The following is a 21,456-nucleotide window of genomic DNA, read 5'->3' as shown; positions in this document are numbered from 1 at the left end:
CAGATCTGTCAGCTGTTGTTCTGCATCACCTGCAAAGGTGAAGGAACCTGAACCAGCATCTCCATCAGCTCCAAAGTCGACAACACTCTGTAAACTATCAGTATTAATCGCAGAACCGGTCCAGAAGTCAGTCCAGTTGCCGTCACCCTCAATCCCCCAATAATCAGGCTGGTGCCGGTAGACAGAGGCGTATCGATATCATCTTCATCAATGGTGACATCCCGCTGCTGATTGGTTACACGCGGACCGTCGTCATCAAATGTCAGCAAGTCACCAACAGCAATCTCAGTTGAAACAGCATCACCATCTTCATCTGTAACCGTCAGGATCGCGGTGACTTTTCCATCAAGCGATACGTGCTCATCGGAAGAGTCGGTATCCGGATGCTCAATGGACATGTACTGAACCATTGAGACCTTTCCGTTCTGATGCAGGTGGATCGCAAACGCTGCCTCGCCGCTTGGAACACGGCCAACAATCTGACCATCTTCCAGAGTAAGCGTAATCTCTTCACCTTCTGTCGTGGTCAAACCAGACGCAGCAGCATCAATGCGGAATACGAGCTCATGGCTGCCACGCTCATCAGCTCCAACATGCTTGTGAAAGTCCAGAACATCATTGCGCGCGTAGATTGGGCCACTCAGATCTGGGTCACTGCCCTTGTCTTCAACGTCTTTAAACAGCTTGCGAATACGCCCCTTCGCAGGAACGTTGTCGCTGTGATCACCTTCAGTCTCATCAATGCGGATATGATCATCCACCCAGATGTGGGGCTCAGGAACATCATCAACGACGGTCACATCCAGCTTGCCGCCCAGTTCGACGGTATCCCCGTCTCCATCCCTGGCAACAATCACGGAACCAAAGTCAATGGCATCAATCATGGTGCCATCACTGAGCTGCAATGCAGTGTTCTCACCCTTACCTGCAACATGGTCCAGCTGATCCGCTTGCAACACGGCAAACTCACCGGTTTCACTGTTCAGTGCCAGACCGATAACAGGACGACCGTTCGCAACACCAAGCATCAGAGTGATATTTGGTGTCAGCTGAAGACTGTCAAACTGAATGCTATCTCCGTCAGAGGTCAGACCAAGATTGGTCAGCTGCTGAGTGGCATCATTGACGAATGTGAACGAGTTAGCGCCCGCATCCCCGTCTGCACCAAAATTAACAACACCTTGCAGATCGCCGAATGAGATGGCTGCACCAGTCCAGAACTCAGTCAGGCTCTCATCACCTTCAAAGCCCCAGTAATCAGCTGGTACCAGTAGAGAAGATCGTATCAATATCATCTTCATCAACAGTAACGCCCTGCTCCTCACCTGTCAGGCTCGGACCATCATCGCCAAACCGGATCTTCTCGCCAATTGCGGTGCTGTCGCTGGCAACATCTCCGTCCCCATCGGTAACGGTCAGAACGGCTGAGATCTTGCCATCCAGATTCACAAACTCATCGTGATCGCTGGTATCCGGCTGCTTGATGGACTGGTACTGAGCAAGGCTGACCTCACCAGCCTCATCAATGGCAATCGCAAACACAGCGTCGCCACCTGCACCGCCAACACGGCCAACAACAAGACCGTTTTCAAGATAAAGCGTAATTGGAGTGCCGTCGGTGGTGGTAAGACCTGAGTTCGCATCATCAATGCTCAGCGTCACCGTGTGGGTCGCGCCATCTGCTCCGTTGTCATAGGCAAAGTCCACCACGTTATCACGGGCAAACTGAGGCTCCATATCTTCGTCAGAACCTTTGAAAGCCACATTCGCAAACAGATCAGAAACAGCCATATCTGTGGTGTCGTCATTGTCCAGACCAGCGCTCTCATCAACCTGAACGTACCTGTTCACCTCAAGCGATGTGATGGTTGGACCATCATCGCCAAAGCGGATCTTTTCACCGATTGCGATGCTGTCGCTGGCAACATCTCCGTCCCCATCGGTAACGGTCAGAACGGCTGAGATCTTGCCATCCAGATTCACAAACTCATCGTGATCGCTGGTGTTCAGTTGTTTGATGGACTGGTACTGAGCAAGGCTGACCTCACCAGCTTCATCAATGGCAATCGCAAACACAGCGTCGCCACCTGCACCGCCAACACGGCCAACAACAAGACCGTTTTCAAGATAAAGCATAATTGGAGTGCCGTCGGTGGTGGTAAGACCTGAGTTCGCATCATCAATGCTCAGCGTCACCGTGTGGGTCGCGCCATCTGCTCCGTTGTCATAGGCAAAGTCCACCACGTTATCACGGGCAAACTGAGGCTCCATATCTTCGTCAGAGCCTTTGAAAGCCACATTCGCAAACAGGTCAGAGACAGCCGTATCTGTGGTGTCGTCATTGTCCAGACCAGCACTCTCATCAACCTGAACGTACTTGTTCACCTCAAGCGAGGTAATGGTTGGACCATCATCGCCAAAGCGGATCTTCTCACCGATTGCAATATCCTGGCGCGCAACATCACCATCCCCATCAGCAACGGTCAGAACAGCTGAGATCTTGCCATCCAGGTTGACGAACTCATCGTGATCGCTGGTATCCGGCTGTTTGATGGACTGGTACTGCGCAAGGCTGACTTCACCAGCCTCATCAATGGCAATTGCAAACACGGCATCGCCATCCGCACCACCAACACGGCCAACAACAAGACCGTTTTGCAGGTAAAGCAGAATGTCTTTGCCCTCTGTGGTCTGAAGACCAGAAGACATACCGTCTTCCTCGATGCTCAGCGTCACTGTATGGGTCGCGCCATCTGCTCCGTTGTCGTAGGCAAAGTCCACCACGTTATCACGGGCAAACTGAGGCTCCATATCTTCGTCAGAACCTAGGTTGTTTACGCCGTCAAACAGCTCAGAAACAGCCGTATCTGTGGTGTCGTCATTGTCCAGACCAGCGCTCTCATCAACCTGAACGTACTTGTTCACCTCAAGCGAGGTAATGGTTGGACCATCATCGCCAAAGCGGATCTTTTCACCGATTGCGATGTCCTGGCGCGCAACATCACCATCCCCATCGGTGACGGTCAGAACAGCTGAGATCTTGCCATCCAGGTTGACGAACTCATCGTGATCGCTGGTGTCCGGCTGCTTGATGGACTGGTATTGCGCAAGGCTGACTTCACCAGCTTCATCAATGGCAATTGCAAACACGGCATCGCCATCCGCACCACCAACACGGCCAACAACAAGACCGTTTTGCAGGTAAAGCAGAATGTCTTTGCCCTCTGTGGTCTGAAGACCAGAAGACATACCGTCTTCCTCGATGCTCAGCGTCACTGTATGGGTCGCGCCATCTGCTCCGTTGTCGTAGGCAAAGTCCACCACGTTATCACGGGCAAACTGAGGCTCCATATCTTCGTCAGAACCTAGGTTGTTTACGCCGTCAAACAGTTCAGAAACAGCCGTATCTGTGGTGTCGTCATTGTCCAGACCAGCGCTCTCATCAACCTGAACGTACTTGTTCACCTCAAGCGAGGTAATATCAGCCAAATCATCATCAACAATCACAGTGAAGCTTGAGCTCGCGGTGTCGCCGTCACTGTCTGTTGCAATAAATTCAAAGGTCAGGTTGATGTCATCTTCAGTGTTGGCAACTGGGTGATCCAGAGGCCCCATCAGCTCAAAGCTATAAGTACCAGCGGCGTCATCGGACAAAGTCACTTTGAAGACGGCTTCGCCACCATCTCCTTTGGTCGCGGTCAGCTCAGTACCGTCATCACTGAGGGAGTAGACCAGAGCTACACCCTCTGAGGACAGTCCTTGTGGTACCTCTGGTGTTCCCGCAAACTTAACAGAGCGATCACCAACACCACCCTGCTCGCTGTCTGCATCATCAGCCCCCCAATCAATATCAAGAGATGCTGTTATCGTATTGGACGTGGCGGCTGCATCACCATCAGCATTGTCGTTGTTGTTGCCGATATCAGGAATACCATCTTCATCAACGGTGCCCGTGGATGGCTCGCCAATTTCTGGCATGTCATCAGCAACGTTCACAATCAGGAACGAGTCTGCTGAATCTCCATCAGCGTCAAAAGCCTGGAAGCCAAACTCAAGTGCCAGAATGTCTTTCACATCTGCTTCCAGATGATCCAGATTACCGCGCAGCGTAAAGGTGTACGCACCCGTCTCGGTAAACGTGTTGAGCAGAACTTCGAAAACAACTTCACCATTTGGCAGCTTAGCTGTCAGCAACTGGCTTCCATCGCCAATTTCATTGGCTGCATCCGCAGTCAGGTCCTGCACTTCATAGGAAAGAGGCTGCCCGTCAGCTGTCAGGCTCAAAGGATTGCCTGCACGATCAACCGGCACGCCATTGTCCAGCTGGAACTGCAAAGAACGCTCAGTAACACCATCAAGACCGAAATCAACGTTCAGATTGCCTGTAAAGGAAAGCGGTCCTTTACCAGCATCTGCCCAGTCTGTCTCATCAAGAGCACCAACTTCTGCAATACCGGCAACGGGAACATCATCCACGTCCTGCTCAGGGTCATCATTGGCCGCAGCTGCGCCTGCATTGTCTTCTGGCTTCAGCAGATCATTAACATTCAGCCCAGGCCCCAGTGGCCCACCGTCAGGGTTGTCGTCAAAGTCCTGACCGGAACTGCCTGGCTCTTCCAGCTGATCAGCAATCGGCGTGCCATCACCCGCAGCGGTCTGCAGCGTGTCAACCGGCAGAATTTCTACCAGCGCTCCGAACTCTTCGATGGTCAGTGTCTGGTTTTCACTCAGGATCAGAGAAGCGTCGGTCTGGTCACCAGTGAAGAACCCTTCAACAAGCAGTGTTCCCCCACCAGAGAACAGGATCTGCAGGCTTTCTCCATATCTGAAGAGACTGACAGGCACCTCCAGCATCTGGCTGAAGTCGACCAGCTGACCTGGCTGCCGAACGAGAACCTCAGAGCTTCCCTCTGCAACAACGCCAATCTTCAGCGTTTGCGGAGGAATCGTAGCTTGGGAGGTGTTGGTGGCTGTGTTCGTGGAAGACGCTTGACGCTCTGACATAGTAGCAAACCCGACGCATAAACAGTTTTAATAAAATTTTAGCAATTGCGCCGATAATTTTGCCAATCCTGATAAAAGTCAAATCATTTCCTTAAGGAAATTTTAACATCGTTAATTCCGTCACAGTACGGCAACACCCTGAAATCGCGCATTTCTGCGACCAAGGTTTTAATTTGATTAAATTTTATTGAGTATTTTACTTTTTGTTAAACACCGCTCCCTATACAGGGTGGCGAAGTTATTAACGGGAAATGGTGCTTTTTGAGAGCTGATTGGCAGGAGAAAGGGCTTCCCGAACAAAAAAGAGCGCGTTCTTTGCCCCTTGTAACGCGCTCAAAAAATAGGTTTTGTAAACTGGATTCGCGGTTCTAGTTAAACGCGCGGGTCATTGCAGCAAGAGATGTATACTTGATCTTTTGCGGGAGCTGCTTGCCACTACCGGCAACATGCACCCATTTATAGTTTTTGGTGTCTTGCTTAAGAGCAACGCGACCAAAGCGATTATCCAGCACATACTCCCCTCCTTTATAGGAGAGATTGAGGATCGCGTGGTACTGGCCAATTTTGGTATCATATACCGCAACCACCTTCATATCTTCCGCCGGAATACCAAGCTCTCTCAAGGTCCAGTACTTCAGGACAGCATAATCCTCGCAATCCCCCCTGCGCTGGCTCAGCGTTTCTATCGGAGAAGCCCAGTAGTCGCTTTGCCCCCACACTTGCTGATCACTCTTGTAACTGATCAGCGCGTTAATTCCGCGATTAACGTAGGAAAGTTGCTTATGACGAGGAAGCTTGCGAGCTGACTTAATAAGATTGCCCCAGGTGTTCAGCACGCTAGCTTCACATTTCTCACTGCTTTTCAAACACTTGGAAGAACTCGTAATACTATCCATCTGACTGGTAATAATACTCCAGCGCATATCGATAGAAGTTCCTGCTGCAGAGCGAACAACGCTTTGAAGCTTGCTGGCAGGCTTATCAAGAACAGCATCAGCCCCATGAGCAGAAGCCGTTTCGATAGCTGGAAGCTCAGGCTTCGCCATTGGCACAGGCAAGCGAGCTTTAGCCAGAACCACCGGCTGTGGGGTAGAAATAGAAGCGAGATCCGTTGGAAAATAAGTGGTTTGCGGCTCCAGTGCAGCAGCCGCAGTAACAAACTGAGAAAATCCAAGCGCAACACCGGCAAATCCGAGAACTGCAGCTTTGTAGACACAATAATCCTTCGTTACCGCACGGCGTCTGCCGGCGGCCCAAAACCTATTACAAAACATCCTGACGCCCCTTGTCAGGCGCTCGAAATTACCTTTCGCGGAGTGCTTCCGAACGCACTTTGTTTATAGGCTTAAGGATGTAATCCAACACCGTTTTAAAACCGGTTAAAACGTCTACTGAGGCCACCATTCCTGGAATTATTGGTAAAGGATCCGTTTCCGTCCCAAGATAGTTTTTATCTGTTCTGACGTTCACTTTAAAAAATCGATTTCCCTGCTCGTCCTTGGTGGAGTCCGCAGCAATCCTTTCCAGCTTGCCTTTCAGACCACCATAAATGGAGTAGTCATAGGCAGTGATTTTGACCGTAACCTCTTGACCTGGCCTAAGAAATGCCACGTCCTGAGGACTGATCTGCGCTTCAATCAGAAGCGTATCTTCAAGCGGAACAATCTCGACCAGAGGCTCTCCAGGCTGCACGACAGCCCCGATTGTGGATATATTCAATTGATTAACCACACCGTAGACAGGTGCCTCAAGATCGGTCCGCTGAACCTTATCGCGAGCAGCTTTGATGCTCTCATTTATTACCGCCAGTTCAGCACGTGCTGCAGCTAACTCCTGACGGGCCTTGGCATGAAACACGGTCTGCGCATTGGCAATACGTTCTTCCGCCTCCTGCCCCGCTGAAGTCACACGCCGGATAGAAGCATTCAACACTTCCAAACTGCCCTGAGCTTCATCCAGCTGGCGCTTAAGGCGCAGGAACTCAATCTCTGGAAGCACCTTGCGCTTGAAGAGCCGTTCGTTAATTTCAACCTCGCGGGCCAGCGTTTCAGTCGTCACAGTCGTTTTGCGCTGTTCCGCCAGAAGCTCCTCCAGTTCCTGTTCCCGCTGCAAACGCTGATTTTTGAGCAAAGAAATCTCACTCGCCAACTGTTGCTTGCGAGCCAGATAAACCTGCTCTTCTTCAAAGCTATGGCCCGGCGCATTACTTCTAGCTCCTCAGAAAGCTCCAGAGGCGCATTGTTGGCCTCTGCCATCAATCTTTCTGCACGCGCCAAAAGGCTCCACTGACGCTGCTGAAGCTCACCAAGCTGCGAGGAAAAGCCTGTATCATCCACGCGCACCACGATATCGCCCTTCTGGACGATCTGCCCTTCTTCCACGAGCAGAGATTTCACGATCCCTTTCTCAGGCGCCTGAACGATCTGGATCTGGCTGGATGGCACAACACGCCCTTCACCACGTGTTACTTCTTCTAGCTCAGCCTGAGATGCCCAGACGATACCGGCAATCAGCGCAACAAAAACAATGAGAATGACGCGCGTAGCTGCCCGCGGTGGACGCGTCTGCAGCTGGCGCGGATATCGGTCGCATAATCCCAGTTTTTCATCTTACACGCCCTCCGCACTGCGCTGACGTTGTTCTTGTCGCGTCGCCCCAAGTGTACGCAGCTTTTCAATCACAAGATCTCGAGGACCATCCGCCACCAACTGGCCTTTATCCAGCGCAATCAGACGGTCAGTCAGCTGCAGCAAGGACGTCCGGTGCGTGCTGATAATCATGGTCGTGTCTGGTGAGTTGTATTCTCTCAAGCGTTCCAGAAGACGGCGCTCAGAGGCCGTATCCAGATGGCTGGACGGCTCATCAAGGAACAAAAGACGTGGTTGACGCAGCAACATTCTGGCCAGCGCAACACTTTGTTTCTGTCCACCAGAAAGCAGCCGACCACCCTCACCCACTTGCATATCAAAGCCATGCGGATGGGTCGCAACAAAATCCTCAACACCAGCGATGTGAGCTGCACGATAGATATCTTCGTTAGACGCTTGAGGACGTCCGACAACAATATTTTCTCGCAGGCTGCCGCTGAACAGCACGTTATCCTGAGACAGGAATCCAACACCATCTCGAAGATCAGCCGGATCGTATTGACGGGTATCAATCTGATCGACGAGAATTGCCCCGTCAGATGGCGTATAGAGTCCAGCTAACAAGCGCCCAACGGTCGACTTACCAGCACCAACACGGCCAATCAGTCCAATCGTCTCACCTGGCCTGATCTCAAAGCTCACATCTCGCAGTGAGTCTTCAGCCGCTTGCGGATAACGGAAGGAAACGTTCTGGAAGGAAACTGCACCGGAAGTGATCCGGCTGTTTACATACGTTCGGTTAGGCCTGCGTTCAGCTGGCAGATCCATCAACCCAGACAACATCTTGTAGGAATGCATGGTCTGGCGCAGGCGCGTCAACGTACCCGCAATGGAGGACAGCGGCGCAAGCACACGGCCAGAAAGCATCATCGCTGCGATCAGGCCGCCCATATTTACAGTGCCCTCATTGACCAGATAAACGCCCCAGACAACGATGCAAATGGAAACCAATGCCTGAGCAAAGCCAGTAAGAGACTGCGCCAGCGTGGACCAGTAGCGCCCTTTGAGAATGGCAGCCGCACTGGAGGCAACGGAGCGCTCCCACTTGATTTGCATGGAGCTTTCAGCATTGAGCGCACGAATAGTATCGATATTCGCGATACTCTCCACCAGCACCGAATGGCGCATCGCGCTTTCCTTGGTCGCCTGATCAACCGATCCGGCAAGCGCAGGCTGCACCAGCAGATTAATCAGAATAACAACCGGAACCGCCGCAAGCGGCACATAGGCAATCGGTCCGACAATGATGAACAGAACCATCACGAACAAACCGATAAAACACATATCTATCAGAGCAACCAGCGAGGAGGACGTAAAGAACTCACGAACAGTCTCAAACTCTTTGATATGGTTGGCAAATTGACCGGTTGATCCCGGACGGTTCTCCAGATCCAGACCAAGTGCATGGGAAAAAATCCGAGAGGCAATGGCAAGGTCCGCCTGCTTACCCGTCATGTTAATGATCGAGCTGCGGGCAGTCTTTAAAACTCCATCAAACACCAGTGCCAGCACAACCCCGGCAGCAAGCGCCCACAGTGTTGGAACGGCAAAGTTCGGCAGAACCCGATCATATACGTTCATGATAAAGAGCGGAGACGCCAATGCCAGACTGTTAATCACCAGCGCCGCAATGGCAACGTGAATGTAATCCTTCCAAAAACCCGCAATGACACCCCAGAACCAATGCCCGTCTCGCCCTGATCCCATACCACTGTTTTCAGAGGTCATGTTCACCGGCTTGAAGAAGATTGCGTGACCGCTGTAGAGCTTCTCCAGAGCAGCAATAGAAAGAATCTGCTGTTCTTCAGGCTTTTCTGCATCCACGATGGACGCATGCCCGGTACTTTCATTCAGCTCTTTCAAAATACGAAGACTGCCGTCCTCAAACACAAGGATCGCGGGAAGCGAGATTGCCGGAATGGTGGCTGCCTTTTTATTGACGACCAACGCCCGCATCCCGCAGTTGGATGCTGCACGCTCAACCAGCTTGATGGAAAGCCGCTGACCATCGTATGGCAACCCAGCAAGGATGACCGAAGCCGTTGCATAGTTGCCGTAACTTCTGGCGATGTACTTGATCGCCTCAATCAGAGGATCTTTGACGCTCACTTCAGCTGAGTTTTCAGTCTCGACAGTCATTACAGTCTCATCATTCCTAACGACAAAAGGGAGCCGCAAAGGCTCCCTTCCTGAAGAAAATTTCGGCTATGCGTGCAGGTTACACCATTAACGAAGTGGTTCAATCTGGAAACCTGCTGCCTGAGGGAACACCGAAGTATTCCCGCGGCGATCAGCTCTTGCCTCAGCTGGTGGCGTGATGTCGAACATCGCCAGCAGATTACCGGTGGTACCCTGCAGCTGATAGGTAGAGAACTTGAGGATGTACTCAGCTGAAATCAGATCGATACGGCTGTTAAACAACGCATTTTCTGCGTTCAGAACGTCCAGCAAAGAACGCTGTCCGATGTTGTATTCCTGACGGTATCCGCTCACAACGCGCTGGTTTGCAGAAACAGTCTGGCGCAGCGCGGAAATACGCTCGCGGGTTGTCTGAACAGACGCCCATGCCTGCTCAACAGCCTCATCGGTTTCACGGCGCATACGGTCGACGCGTGCCTGAGCTTCAGCAAGCTGCTCAACGGCACGACCGCGCATCGCACTGTCATAACCACCGTTGTACAGGTTCCACTTCAGACGAACCATGATGCGGTAATCATCACTGCGGCCTTCATAACCATTCAGATCATCACCAAAGTTCGCTGAACCGTTCAAAGTAACGCGTGGCATGAAAGAAGAGCTGCTCTGCTCAAGCGCAAAACCAGCAGCGTCTGTATCTGCCTCAGCAGAAAGGATCAGCGGGTTGCTCTGACGAGACATGGCAAGCGCAGAAGAAAGGCTCTTAGCAGCAGCAGAGTTTGCGGCAGAAACAGCCATCAGATTATTTGGAGCAACACCAACCACGCGGCGATACTTCGCCATCGCATCCAGCAAAGACTTGCGGACGCTTGCAGTGATCATACGGGTAGCAGCGACACGCTCCTGAACCTGCGCAAGATCAGCCGCACCGGTTTCGCCGCCGTCGTAACGCTCTTTAACTTCACGTGCCAGACGCTGGTGAAGAGCGGTGTTCTCTTTAGATTTGTTGAGGATCTTCTGGTGACGCACAACGTCGATATAAGCTTCAACGGCATCAAGTGCGATCGCTTCAGAACGCTCCAGCACGCGCAGAGCAGCACCATCAACACGGGCACTCTGGCGGTAGATCTCATTTACGGAGCCAAAGCCATCAAACAGCAGCTGTTCAGCTTCCACACTCACCTGCTTGGCAGCGCGCCACTGTTCCGTTGTGTTGGACTGTGCTCTGCGAAGGCGTTCAGCACCAAAGGATGCATTCACGCTCAACTTTGGCATGAAGGCGCTTTGCGAAGCGCGCAGTTCCTGATCACGCGCTCTTCTGTTCGCTGCAGACTCTACAATGTCCGGATTTGTGAGAACGGCGGTTTCAACGGCATCTCTTAAAGACGCGGAATGAGCAGACGTTACCCCCAACGCGCACATCAAAAGTGCAACAGAAGTACCTCGAAAAAGCATTGCCCTACACCCCAATCGACTTTTCCACGAACGGTGTTTACCTCAACCAACCAAAGACAACGACATTTCATCTTCACATCGCCCCTGATTTTCCGCCCGTGGGAAAAACAAAAAGAAAATCTAAGAGAGTAAAATCACGTGTTGAGATTTTTATCAATATATTTTTTCACATCACAAATGATACCCTTAAAATTAAAGAGAACCCTTGAATATATGCAACACTCAGCACAGCAAACTTATAGAAAACAGCAAGAATACTCAAATAGAGAACCAGAACACTCAGAACGCATTACAGCGTTCCCTGCAAAACATATCTATTAGAACTCATCTAAGAAGAAATAGAGTCACCTCTACTCATCCTCGATATAGTACTAAGGAAAATTAGATAGATAAAATTTTAGAGATATTCATTCCCAGTCGCTAAAATACCACCTGTCATTGAATTTTATTTACGCTACTGGAACCTAAGAAATCCAACAGTTCCCACAAATTAACCATAAGACAGAAAACCGAATACTGATTCTTTTAATTTCCATTGCGGTGAAACCCTTCTCCTCCCCCCTCATTTCTCAAGGAACGAGCAAAGAAAAAGGCGGATGCCTGTGGCACCCGCCTTGTATTGGTCAGCTCGCTAATTCCGGAACACTTAGTTCAGCAGCAGGTCTGGTACGAAGAGCGCCAGCTGCGGGATGAAAGTGGTCAGGATCAGCGTTGGCAGCCACGCGAAGAAGATGAACATCAGCGTCGGCTTCAGCATCTTATCGACGGAGGTGTCTGTCACCTTAGAGCCCAGATACAGCAGCGGTGCGGTTGGCGGGGTAATGTTCGCCATGCCCAAGTTTACACCCAGAACCGCCGCAAAGTGGATCGGTCCATACCAACGCCCTGCACGATTGGCAACAGCAGAGGTGTCGAGAGCAGAATACCAGAGATGTCATCCATCAGCATACCGATGATGATCATCACCAGGTTCACCATCAGCAGGATCATAATCGGATCTTCAGAGACGGAATAGACGAACTCCTCTGCAATCGCAGGGATGTCTTCAAAGATCAGGAAGCGGCTAACGATCAGAACCATGAAGATCATCGCCATCACCACACCAATGGTAATGCCTGAGCTCAGCACAGTTTCACGGAAGGTCTTCCAGGTCAGACCACGGTAGACGTAGATCGCAACAGGGATCGCATAGATCACAGCCACACCAGCAGCTTCTGTTGGCGTCATCACACCACCGTAGATACCACCAAGGATAATGACAGGCATCATCAGCGCTGGAAACGCTTTCAGACCACGTTTCTTGAACTCGAAGTTGAAGTTCTCAGGACGCTCTTCCAGCTTGATGTCTTTATACTTGCGCAGCATGATCTGGTTCACAACGATCAGCAAAGTGATCAGGATCAGACCAGGAATAACCGTAGACAGGAACGCGCGCAGCACGGACTGCTGAGCAACCCAGGCATAAAGAATGTGAGAAGCACTCGGTGGGATCAGCAAACCCAGCGGCGCCGCACTCACGATCAGCGCAGCAGACTGGCCTTGCGGATAGTTCGCCTTGCGCAGATGCGGCATCATGATGCCACCGATACAGGTCAGCGTCGCGTTCGCACTGCCGGAAATGGAACCGAACACGCCGGAAGCCAGAACAGTTGCCGCAGACAAGCCGCCTTTGATGTGCCCGATGAACAGCTCAGCAAGTGCCACGAGAGGCGCAGCGATGCGACCCTTCTCCATGATACCGCCAGCCATGATGAACAGCGGAATAGCCAGCAGCACCACATTGTTCATCTTCCAGTGACCAGTTGGCAGATAACCAGCCACATCGTGCCCGCCCATATAGGCGAGGAAAATCAGAATTGCGCCAAACGCCAGATGCACACTGACACCAAGCAGCAGCAGGCCACAAAGAATGGCGATAGATCCTACAATAATCATTGCGCAGCCCCTTGTGCTTTTACTTGTTCTTCTTCAGGGTCAACACTCTCTGCGATCTCGCGCGGTTCACGCTCCGGCCATTTAGGACCGTTTCTGAGCAGCAGGTAAAAGTGCAACACAGCAAACAGGGTCATAAACAAGAAGCCGAGAAAAATGCCGAGGCGCGGCACGAAGAATGGGATCTTCAGCGCGACTGTGGTCTGCCAGATTGGATAGGAAGCAACCTCTTCCTGAAGCATCAGGAAGCCCCAATACGTCACAGCGGACAGCACACCAATCTCGATGATTTCAACTGCAACCTCACGCCACCAGATGATGCGTGGGTTCTTGATAAGAAAGCCAAGCACGTCTGCGTTCACGTGCTCTTTGCGTGCCGAGGCGACGGCAGCAGCCATGAAGAACATCCAGAAACTGATGGTCATCAGCCATTCTTCATAGGCGAATAGATTACCACCAAAGCCATAACGGACGATCACCACCATAAAGAATGTGAGCGCCATGATTACACCGCCTGCTGTAATCATGAGGTTCATCAGTTTAATGACGCCGTTCAGCGGTTTAGCCACTGGTCTTGGAAGTTCGCTTGTCAGAATACTCATCTGATATGCCCTTCGTTATAAAAACAAAAAACTCATAGAAAAGGCCGACGCAGGGTATGCGTCGGCCTCGAAGAGAAGGGCTTATTTGAAGTCTTTCTTCAGACGGTCAATGGTTTCCTGACCAACAACTTCAGCCATTGCAGGCCAAACCTGCTCACGAACACGCTCAGCCAGAGCCTGTTCCTGTTCTGGGGTGAAGCTCAGGATTTCATAACCGGACTCTACGAGTTTCTGCTTGAAGTTCGCATCGTTCTCTTTGTTGAACTGGAAGTACTGCTTGGAAGCTTTGTCAAACGCAGCTTTCACAACAGCTTTCTGCTCGTCGTTCATCTTGTTCCAGGTTTTCATGGAACCGTAGAAAGAGTTGATTTCAGAGATCGCGTTGTACTCTACGAAGTACTTACCAACGTTGGATTTTGCGAAGATGGTGTAAGCAGCCTGCTTGGTGCAGCACAATGTACCGTCAACAATACCGGACTGCATCGCTGGGAACATGTCACCCCAAGCCATGGTGGTGGTGTTGTAGCCCAGTGTTTCAGCCATGTCTTTAACAACAGCAGAAGACCAAACGCGGATGTTCATGCCTTTGTCGCCAAAGCCAGCGTAGTCTTCAGGCTTCTTGTTCGCAACAACGCCAACAAAACCTTCTGGGTTGTGGTTGAACAGCTTCAGGCCGAGTTTTTCAAGACGCTCGTTGATGATCTTGTTGTACTCGGACTCTGGGTTCAACATCACGTTTTCCAGATCGTCCCAGCTGGTGAACAGGTAAGGCATGGACATGATGTCGAGCACTGGGTCTTTGTGGGAGTAGATGAACGCCATCACAAAGTCCACGTTACCGCGGATGGTATCTTCAACCAGAGACTCACCGGAACCGAGCTGGCTTGCAGGGAAGACAGAAACTTTCAGTCCAACATCTGCAGCCTCAATTTCCTTCTCGATCTGCTTCAGCATTTTGGTGCCTTCGTGATCGACAGGAACCGTACCAGCAATTTTCAAACGCAGGTCAGCTGCGTAAACTGAAGAAGCCAGTGTCAAAGCAACTGCGCTTGCTGCACCTACGCTCAGAACGCGACGGAAACCCTTTGATACAGATTTAAGGCTAGGTTTGTTCATTCTTGTCTCCCTAATAACCATCCAGATATGCATCTATTGCTTATCATTGGCTCCCGGATGGCCGATTACGCCTCTCACGACACGACGATTTGCACCGGACCGGGTCGCTTAAGATTTTTTAGATTGCTACAGCTCAGGGGCCGCGATCGAAAACATCTTTCATTGTTCTTGATGAGTGATGTCCTCGTAAGTGCTTGTCCCCTTTTGCCCGAATAGATGCGAAGAACTGGCAATAAAGCGCAGTGCGTTTCGCATGCATACTTTTACTAACTCGGGAAACATACTAGATATAATTCAAATGATCCATATTTTTTTCACTATTGACCATTTGTCACCTTATGAACTAGTCATATCTACTGAATTTGAAGAAATTTTGGGCGGAAAGCTCTTCAAATTATAGGGTTTTAGGCAAACCAAATGGCAGCAGCAATTTTCTGCATGAAAAAAAGACACTGATATATCAAATTTATATCGGTTCAAAATCGAGAGGAACATCGCAATCGCAGAAGCGCTCCACACAAAAAACGATAATTCAGAGCGGCTGATACATTTGATCCATTTGGGTCGAAATTTTTGAAACAATGATTCGTTTGGGAGGGGAAACTATGACGAAAAGCTATCAGGAGACGATCGATCAACTCACGAAGGCCTATCCGAACTTAAGCAAGCAGCTCAAGAAGAGCGCGGCTTATGTGCTGGAGTATCCAAGTGACGTTGCAACACTCTCCATGCGTCAGGTCGCAGCCCGTGCGGAAGTCCCTCCTCCAACAATGAACCGGCTCGCAAAGTCATTGGAGTTCGACACCTACAACGCGATGCGCGATGTCTATCGCGGCGGGTTTGAGGATTTCTCCTCCAACTACCCGTCTCGCGCAGGTGAACTTCAGGCCACACACGGCACCTCCGACATTGAAGCCTCACTACAAAGCTTCAAAAGCGCTGCCATCGGCAACCTGAAACACCTCTTCGACACCATCGATCGCAACCACCTGCAACAGATTATTTCTTCGCTGGCAACCGCGCGAAACGTAGTTGTCGTGGGCATGCACGCCTCTCATTCACTGGCGAACTACCTCCATTACGTCGCCTCCATGTGCTTTCGCAACTGGCGCCTTATCAATCGCAGAAACGGCGAGATCGCGGATCAGGTTGAGTACATCAACGCCGACGACGTGGTCGTTGCAATCTCCCTGAACCCGTGCGCAGCCGACACCGTGCTGGTCGCAAAGCGAGCCTATGAAGTGGGCGCAAAGGTCATCGGGATTACCGATACCCGTACTTCACCACTTGCCACTTATTCAACCGACCTCCTGCTCACACCAGTCCAAAGCCCGCATTTCTTTGAAAGCTACGTTGCAACGGCAGCCCTGCTTGAAATGATCCTCGGCTTTCTGGTGGCAGACAGCGGACAGGTCGTCATCGACAACATCACAAGGCTGGAACGCTGCCGTAATGAACTCGGCGAATACTGGCCAGACCAATAAGCCAATAAGAACTCGGAATACTATATGACAAAGCTCAGTCTCCTTGCCGGACAGATCAACATCCCTGCGATGACAACAGCAGAGGAAAGAGATGCGCATCTGCGTATCGTGACCGCCAAGTTGCATCAGCAACTCACCGCAAAGCCGCATGATCTGGTTGTTTTGCCTGAGCTTTCCACCGTCGACTACTCCAGAGCAGCCTTTGCCGAACTCAGCGCATTGGCGGAAGATCTGAACGGTCCATCCGTCAAAGCATTCGGTGCGCTGGCAAAAGAACACAACACCACCATCGTCTTTGGCATGCCGCGCAAGGCAGAGGATCACTTCAAAATCTCTCAGGTTGCGGTTGGATCAGATGGCTCTGTGATCGGGAATTACGACAAGCTCCACATCTGCCAGTATGGCGCCTCCATGGAAAAAGAGTATTTCGAGAAAGGTGATCACCTCTTCTCTTTCTCCGTAAAGGGTGTGAAAGTCGCGCCAATCATCTGCTACGACATCCGCATTCCTGAGCTGAGCCGCACACTGGCTCTGCAGCATGGTGTAGACCTGATCCTGCACAGCGGCGCCTATGCCCGCGATGAAAGTTTCTTCAGCTGGCACGATTTTGTGGTCACCAGAGCTCTGGAAAGCCAAATCTTCTTCCTCAGCCTCAACCGCGCTGGTGAGAACTTTGGCAACTCCACGTTCTGCCCACCATGGACAGACGAGAACACACCACGTGTCTCCTTCCCGCAGACAGACGAGCATTTTGCAAGCATCGAGCTGGACACAGCAACGCTGGATCAGGTGCGCGAAGATTACACTTTCCGCAAAGACCTGCTGAAGGACTACGCCGGGTTGCAGCATCAGGAACCTGAGCTCCTCAACCAATAGCTATCTCTGCTCCCGCAAGTTTTCCCTCTAGTATCACCCGCAAGAATGCGAAGCACAGCGATTTCCTTTGAATTTCAGTTGATTGGAAATCGCATTCAAAGGCTCGCAGCACCGCATTTTTCTGGAGGGGAAACACATTATGACAGATCTGCCAAGTCTCACCGATGCAACTCTGACGCTTGAAAACCGCGTCGCGACATTGACCATGAACCGTCACGACCTGCGCAACGCGCTGACGGGATCTGCCCTCATCGACGACATTGTTGCAACTGCGGAATGGGTGAACACCTGCCCCGAGGTCTCTGTCCTCCTCCTCACCGGAGCAGGCTCTGCCTTCTCTTCCGGTGGCAACATCAAAGACATGGCCGAGCGCGGCGGCGACTTTGCTGGCAATGTTGCTGAGGTTGAAAATCACTACCGTCGTGGCATCCAGCGCATTCCGCTCGCCCTGCAAAATGTGGAAGTGCCCATCATCGCAGCCGTCAACGGCCCTGCCATCGGCGCTGGCTTTGATCTTGCCAACATGTGCGACATTCGCTTGGCCTCAACCAAAGCAAAGTTCGGCGAAACCTTCCTTAATCTGGGTATCATTCCAGGTGACGGCGGCGCATGGTTCATGCAGCGTCTGATCGGCTACCAGCGCGCAGCTGAACTCACTCTGTCAGGCCGTGTCATCAATGCCGAGCAAGCCAAAGAATATGGCCTCGTGTTGGATGTCTATGAGGCGGAAGAACTGATGAATGAGGCTAACAAAATGGCTATGCAGTTCGCTTCTCAGCCACCAAAGGCCACCCGCCTTACCAAGCGCCTCCTGAAGATGGCCCAGCGCACCGAGCTCAAAGACTTCCTCGATCTCTCCGCCTGTTTCCAGGGCATGAGCCACAATGAACCAGAGCATCTGGAAGCCGTGCACGCCTTCATGGCGAAGATGAAGTAAGCAAACAAAAAGCGCTGCACGCGCTCGGAAATATTCGGCAGCATGCAGCGCTTAATTCTAAGAAACCCAATAGCTTACTGCGCAGGCCTGCGAATGGACGGTTCGGCTTCAACCACCAGCGGATTGAGCCCCTCTCCGCCATCCTTCACAATATCAAACAGCTGCAACCGCATCCGCGGCTCCCAGAAATCATTGATGTGATTGGCAATGCCCTCAACGGCTTCATCATGCGGCTTGTGCTTGAAGAAGCTTGCGATCTGGTTTGCCATGTAGGTGAGCTTTTCCGGCGCCATGCTCCAGCTCTCCTCCCTTTTAAATCTTTGTTCCCATGAGCATGGACTGCATAAGCGCCAGATAATTCACCAACACCCATACAGCCCAGCGTCGGCCCGTTTATTCAGCAGCCTCAATCCGCCGTGAACGCGCGGCATGCTCCTGATACTCTTCCTGCCAGTCTGTCTGACCGTTAGAAAGAGAAACCTGAACCGCTGTCACCTTGTACTCTGGACAGTTGGTAGCCCAGTCAGAGTAATCGGTGGTCACCACGTTGGCCTGTGTCGTTGGATGGTGGAACGTGGTGTAAACAACACCCGTCGACACACGATCCGTCACATTCGCCCGCAAGCTGGTTTCACCGGAACGGCTCATAAGCTTGATCCAGTCCCCATCCTTAATACCGCGCAGTTCAGCATCGTGTGGATGGATCTCAAGCAGATCCTCCTCATGCCAAACCACGTTGTCCGTACGCCGTGTCTGTGCACCCACATTGTACTGGCTCAGGATACGACCAGTGGTCAACAGAAGCGGGAAACGAGGTCCGGTTCGCTCATCTGTCGCCACATAATCGGTACGAATGAAACGGCCCTTACCACGAACAAACCCATCAAGGTGCATCGTTGGCGTGCCTTCCGGCTTCGCTTCGTTACACGGCCACTGAACAGATCCCTTCTCTTCAAGAAGATCATAGGTCACATTGGCAAAGCTTGGAGTGGTCGCCGCAATCTCTTCCATAATCTGTGAAGGATGAGTGTAGGTCCAGTTCGCACCCATGGCATTGGCCAGCAGCTGCGTAACTTCCCAGTCAGCATAGCCATTGCGCGGTGCCATCACCTTACGCACCCGGTTGATCCGGCGCTCAGCATTTGTGAACGTGCCATCCTTCTCAAGGAAAGTGGAACCCGGCAGGAACACATGCGCATAGTTCGCGGTCTCATTCAAAAACAGGTCATGAACAATCACGCACTCCATAGCCGCAAGACCAGCCGCAACATGCTTGGTGTCCGGATCCGACTGCAGGATATCTTCCCCCTGCACGTAAAGGCCCTTGAACGTGCCCTCAACCGCCGCATCCAGCATATTCGGAATACGCAGGCCCGGTTCGTCGGAGATGGTCACGCCCCACTGCTTTTCATAGATATCGCGAACATCGGCATTCTTCACATGGCGATAACCCGGCAGTTCGTGCGGGAAGGATCCCATGTCACAGGACCCCTGCACGTTGTTCTGACCACGCAGTGGGTTAACACCAACGCCCTTCTTACCAATGTTACCAGTCAGCATCGCAAGGTTGGCAATGCCGATCACAGTGGTGGAACCCTGACTGTGTTCCGTCACACCAAGACCGTAATAGATCGCACCATTACCACCACGCGCATAAAGCCGTGCCGCGCCGCGCACTTCCTCAGCAGGAACGCCGGTCAGCAGCTCAACCGCTTCTGGACTGTTGGCAGGGTCAGAGACAAACTCGACATAATCCTGGAATTCATCCCACTCACAACGCTCTTGGATAAAGGCTTCATCAAACAGGCCCTCAGTCACAATCACATGCGCCAATGCTGTCACAATGGCAACGTTTGTGCCCGGACGCAGTGCCAGATGGTGCGAGGCTTTGATATGCGGAGACTTCACCAGATCAGTCCGCCGCGGATCAATGACGATCAGCTTGGCGCCCTGACGCAAACGCTTCTTCAGGCGAGAGCCAAACACCGGGTGTCCGTCGGTCGGGTTCGCCCCGATCACCATCACCACATCAGAATGCTCAACACTGTCAAAATCCTGCGTTCCCGCAGATGTACCGAAGGTCTGCCCCAAACCATAACCGGTTGGAGAGTGACAGACACGTGCGCAGGTGTCTGTGTTGTTGTTCTCAAACACCGCACGGGTCAGCTTCTGAACCAGGTACGTCTCTTCATTGGTACAGCGGGAAGACGTGATCACCCCAACAGCTTCTTTGCCGTACTGCTGCTGAATGCCCTTCATCTTGGTCGCCGCAAAGCTCAGCGCCTCATCCCAGGAAACTTCCCGCCAAGGCTGATCAATGCTGTCACGAACCATCGGATTCAAAATACGGTCCTGGTGGGCGGCATACCCGTAGGCAAAGCGACCCTTCACACAGGAATGACCTCGGTTCGCTTTACCGTCTTTGTACGGCACCATACGCACCAGCTCATCGCCGCGCATCTCCGCTTTGAACGAGCACCCGACACCACAATACGCACAGGTCGTCACAACAGAGCGTTCCGGCTGACCGATATCGATCACGGACTTCTCCTGAAGCGTCCCTGTCGGACAGGCCTGCACACAGGCACCGCAAGACACACATTCAGAATCCAGAAAGCTTTCAGACATGCCCGCAGTCACGCGGGAGTCAAAACCACGCCCGGTGATGGTCAGCGCAAAAGTGCCCTGCACCTCTTCACAGGCACGTACACAGCGTGAGCAAACAATGCACTTAGCTGGATCATAGGTGAAGTATGGATTGCTCTCATCCTTAGGCTTCCAGCAGGCATTCACCTCACCGCCGCCATCACGCATCTTGAAGTGGTTTTGGCAATCCGCCTCATAGCGCACGTCACGCAAACCAACCGCACCAGCCATGTCCTGCAGTTCGCAGTCACCATTGGCAGCGCAGGTCAGGCAGTCCAGCGGGTGGTCAGAGATATAAAGCTCCATCACACCGCGACGCAAACCTTTCAGACGATCCGTCTGCGTACGAACCTTCATCCCCTCTTCCACCAGAGTGGTACAGGAGGCAGGTGTTCCACGGCGGCCTTCAATCTCCACCAAACACAGACGGCAGGAACCGAATGCATCAACCATATCGGTTGCACAAAGCTTCGGAACCTGAATGCCAGCTTCCATGGAAGCACGCATCACCGAGGTTCCCTCAGGCACAGTGACATCGAAGCCGTCAACGTTGATTGTGACGTTCTTTTCAGAAGTCGATTGAGGAGTGCCGTAATCTGTTTCTTTAATCAGGGTCATGG

Annotated in this window: 14 protein-coding genes and 1 pseudogene; 3 read left to right on the top strand and 12 right to left on the bottom strand. The window is 51.9% G+C overall.

What is annotated here, in order from left to right; translation table 11 throughout:
* Positions 1–8 precede the first annotated feature (8 nt).
* From JCM12308_RS29260 to dctP, 10 genes and pseudogenes are all read right to left on the bottom strand, one after another.
* Complete coding sequence (locus JCM12308_RS29260; RefSeq protein ID WP_208978340.1) at positions 9–1,289, bottom strand: DUF5801 repeats-in-toxin domain-containing protein; 1,281 nt, start codon at positions 1,287–1,289, stop codon at positions 9–11.
* Entirely contained in the window at positions 1,258–5,004 is a 3,747-nt protein-coding gene (locus tag JCM12308_RS07320; protein WP_054783316.1) for a DUF5801 repeats-in-toxin domain-containing protein, read from the bottom strand. Before JCM12308_RS07320 ends, JCM12308_RS29260 begins: the two co-directional genes overlap by 32 nt.
* 368 nt (positions 5,005–5,372) lie before the next feature.
* A complete protein-coding gene (locus tag JCM12308_RS07315) occupies positions 5,373–6,278 on the bottom strand; it encodes a transglutaminase-like cysteine peptidase (protein ID WP_054783315.1) in 906 nt (301 codons plus the stop codon).
* Positions 6,279–6,306: 28 nt separating this feature from the next.
* Entirely contained in the window at positions 6,307–7,134 is an 828-nt protein-coding gene (locus tag JCM12308_RS31365) for an HlyD family type I secretion periplasmic adaptor subunit (protein ID WP_244271848.1), read from the bottom strand.
* Positions 7,059–7,448 (bottom strand): biotin/lipoyl-containing protein, encoded by a 390-nt coding sequence (locus JCM12308_RS31360; RefSeq protein WP_244271847.1) that lies wholly within the window; start codon positions 7,446–7,448, stop codon positions 7,059–7,061. The genes JCM12308_RS31365 and JCM12308_RS31360 overlap by 76 nt, the downstream gene beginning before the upstream one ends.
* A 165-nt stretch (positions 7,449–7,613) precedes the next feature.
* A complete protein-coding gene (locus tag JCM12308_RS07305; RefSeq protein WP_054783314.1) occupies positions 7,614–9,791 on the bottom strand; it encodes a type I secretion system permease/ATPase in 2,178 nt (725 codons plus the stop codon).
* An 87-nt stretch (positions 9,792–9,878) separates the two neighbouring features.
* Positions 9,879–11,243, bottom strand: coding sequence for a TolC family outer membrane protein (locus tag JCM12308_RS07300; RefSeq protein WP_014286182.1), 1,365 nt, complete (start codon positions 11,241–11,243; stop codon positions 9,879–9,881).
* A 646-nt stretch (positions 11,244–11,889) separates the two neighbouring features.
* Positions 11,890–13,178, bottom strand: a pseudogene (locus tag JCM12308_RS07295) (TRAP transporter large permease).
* Positions 13,175–13,777 carry a TRAP transporter small permease gene (locus tag JCM12308_RS07290; protein ID WP_008546401.1) on the bottom strand — a complete coding sequence of 201 codons (603 nt, stop codon included), beginning with the start codon at positions 13,775–13,777 and terminating at the stop codon, positions 13,175–13,177. The pseudogene JCM12308_RS07295 and the gene JCM12308_RS07290 overlap by 4 nt, the downstream one beginning before the upstream one ends.
* An 81-nt stretch (positions 13,778–13,858) precedes the next feature.
* Complete coding sequence (gene dctP / locus JCM12308_RS07285; RefSeq protein ID WP_014286183.1) at positions 13,859–14,893, bottom strand: TRAP transporter substrate-binding protein DctP; 1,035 nt, start codon at positions 14,891–14,893, stop codon at positions 13,859–13,861.
* Positions 14,894–15,498: 605 nt separating this feature from the next.
* On the opposite strand from dctP, the gene JCM12308_RS07280 reads away from it, so the two are divergent.
* From JCM12308_RS07280 to JCM12308_RS07270, 3 genes are all read left to right on the top strand, one after another.
* Entirely contained in the window at positions 15,499–16,377 is an 879-nt protein-coding gene (locus JCM12308_RS07280) for a MurR/RpiR family transcriptional regulator (protein ID WP_054783313.1), read from the top strand.
* A gap of 24 nt (positions 16,378–16,401) precedes the next feature.
* On the top strand, positions 16,402–17,253 hold the full coding sequence (locus JCM12308_RS07275; RefSeq protein ID WP_054783312.1) for a carbon-nitrogen hydrolase family protein: 852 nt from the start codon (positions 16,402–16,404) through the stop codon (positions 17,251–17,253).
* A 139-nt stretch (positions 17,254–17,392) separates the two neighbouring features.
* Positions 17,393–18,190, top strand: a complete 798-nt coding sequence (locus JCM12308_RS07270) for an enoyl-CoA hydratase-related protein (RefSeq protein WP_054783453.1) — start codon at positions 17,393–17,395, stop codon at positions 18,188–18,190.
* Between the two features lie 74 nt (positions 18,191–18,264).
* Here the strand turns inward: JCM12308_RS07270 and JCM12308_RS07265 are convergent, their stop codons facing one another.
* Positions 18,265–18,483: a formate dehydrogenase subunit delta gene (locus tag JCM12308_RS07265; RefSeq protein WP_008547049.1), complete on the bottom strand. Its 219-nt coding sequence runs from the start codon at positions 18,481–18,483 to the stop codon at positions 18,265–18,267.
* Between the two features lie 100 nt (positions 18,484–18,583).
* Complete coding sequence (fdhF, locus tag JCM12308_RS07260) at positions 18,584–21,454, bottom strand: formate dehydrogenase subunit alpha (protein ID WP_054783311.1); 2,871 nt, start codon at positions 21,452–21,454, stop codon at positions 18,584–18,586.
* Positions 21,455–21,456: the final 2 nt, after the last annotated feature.

This window comes from Pseudovibrio denitrificans JCM 12308, assembly GCF_001310815.1.
Lineage (GTDB): Bacteria > Pseudomonadota > Alphaproteobacteria > Rhizobiales > Stappiaceae > Pseudovibrio > Pseudovibrio denitrificans.
Note: the sequence above shows the minus strand (reverse complement) of the source record. Positions and strands in the feature narration are given on the sequence as shown.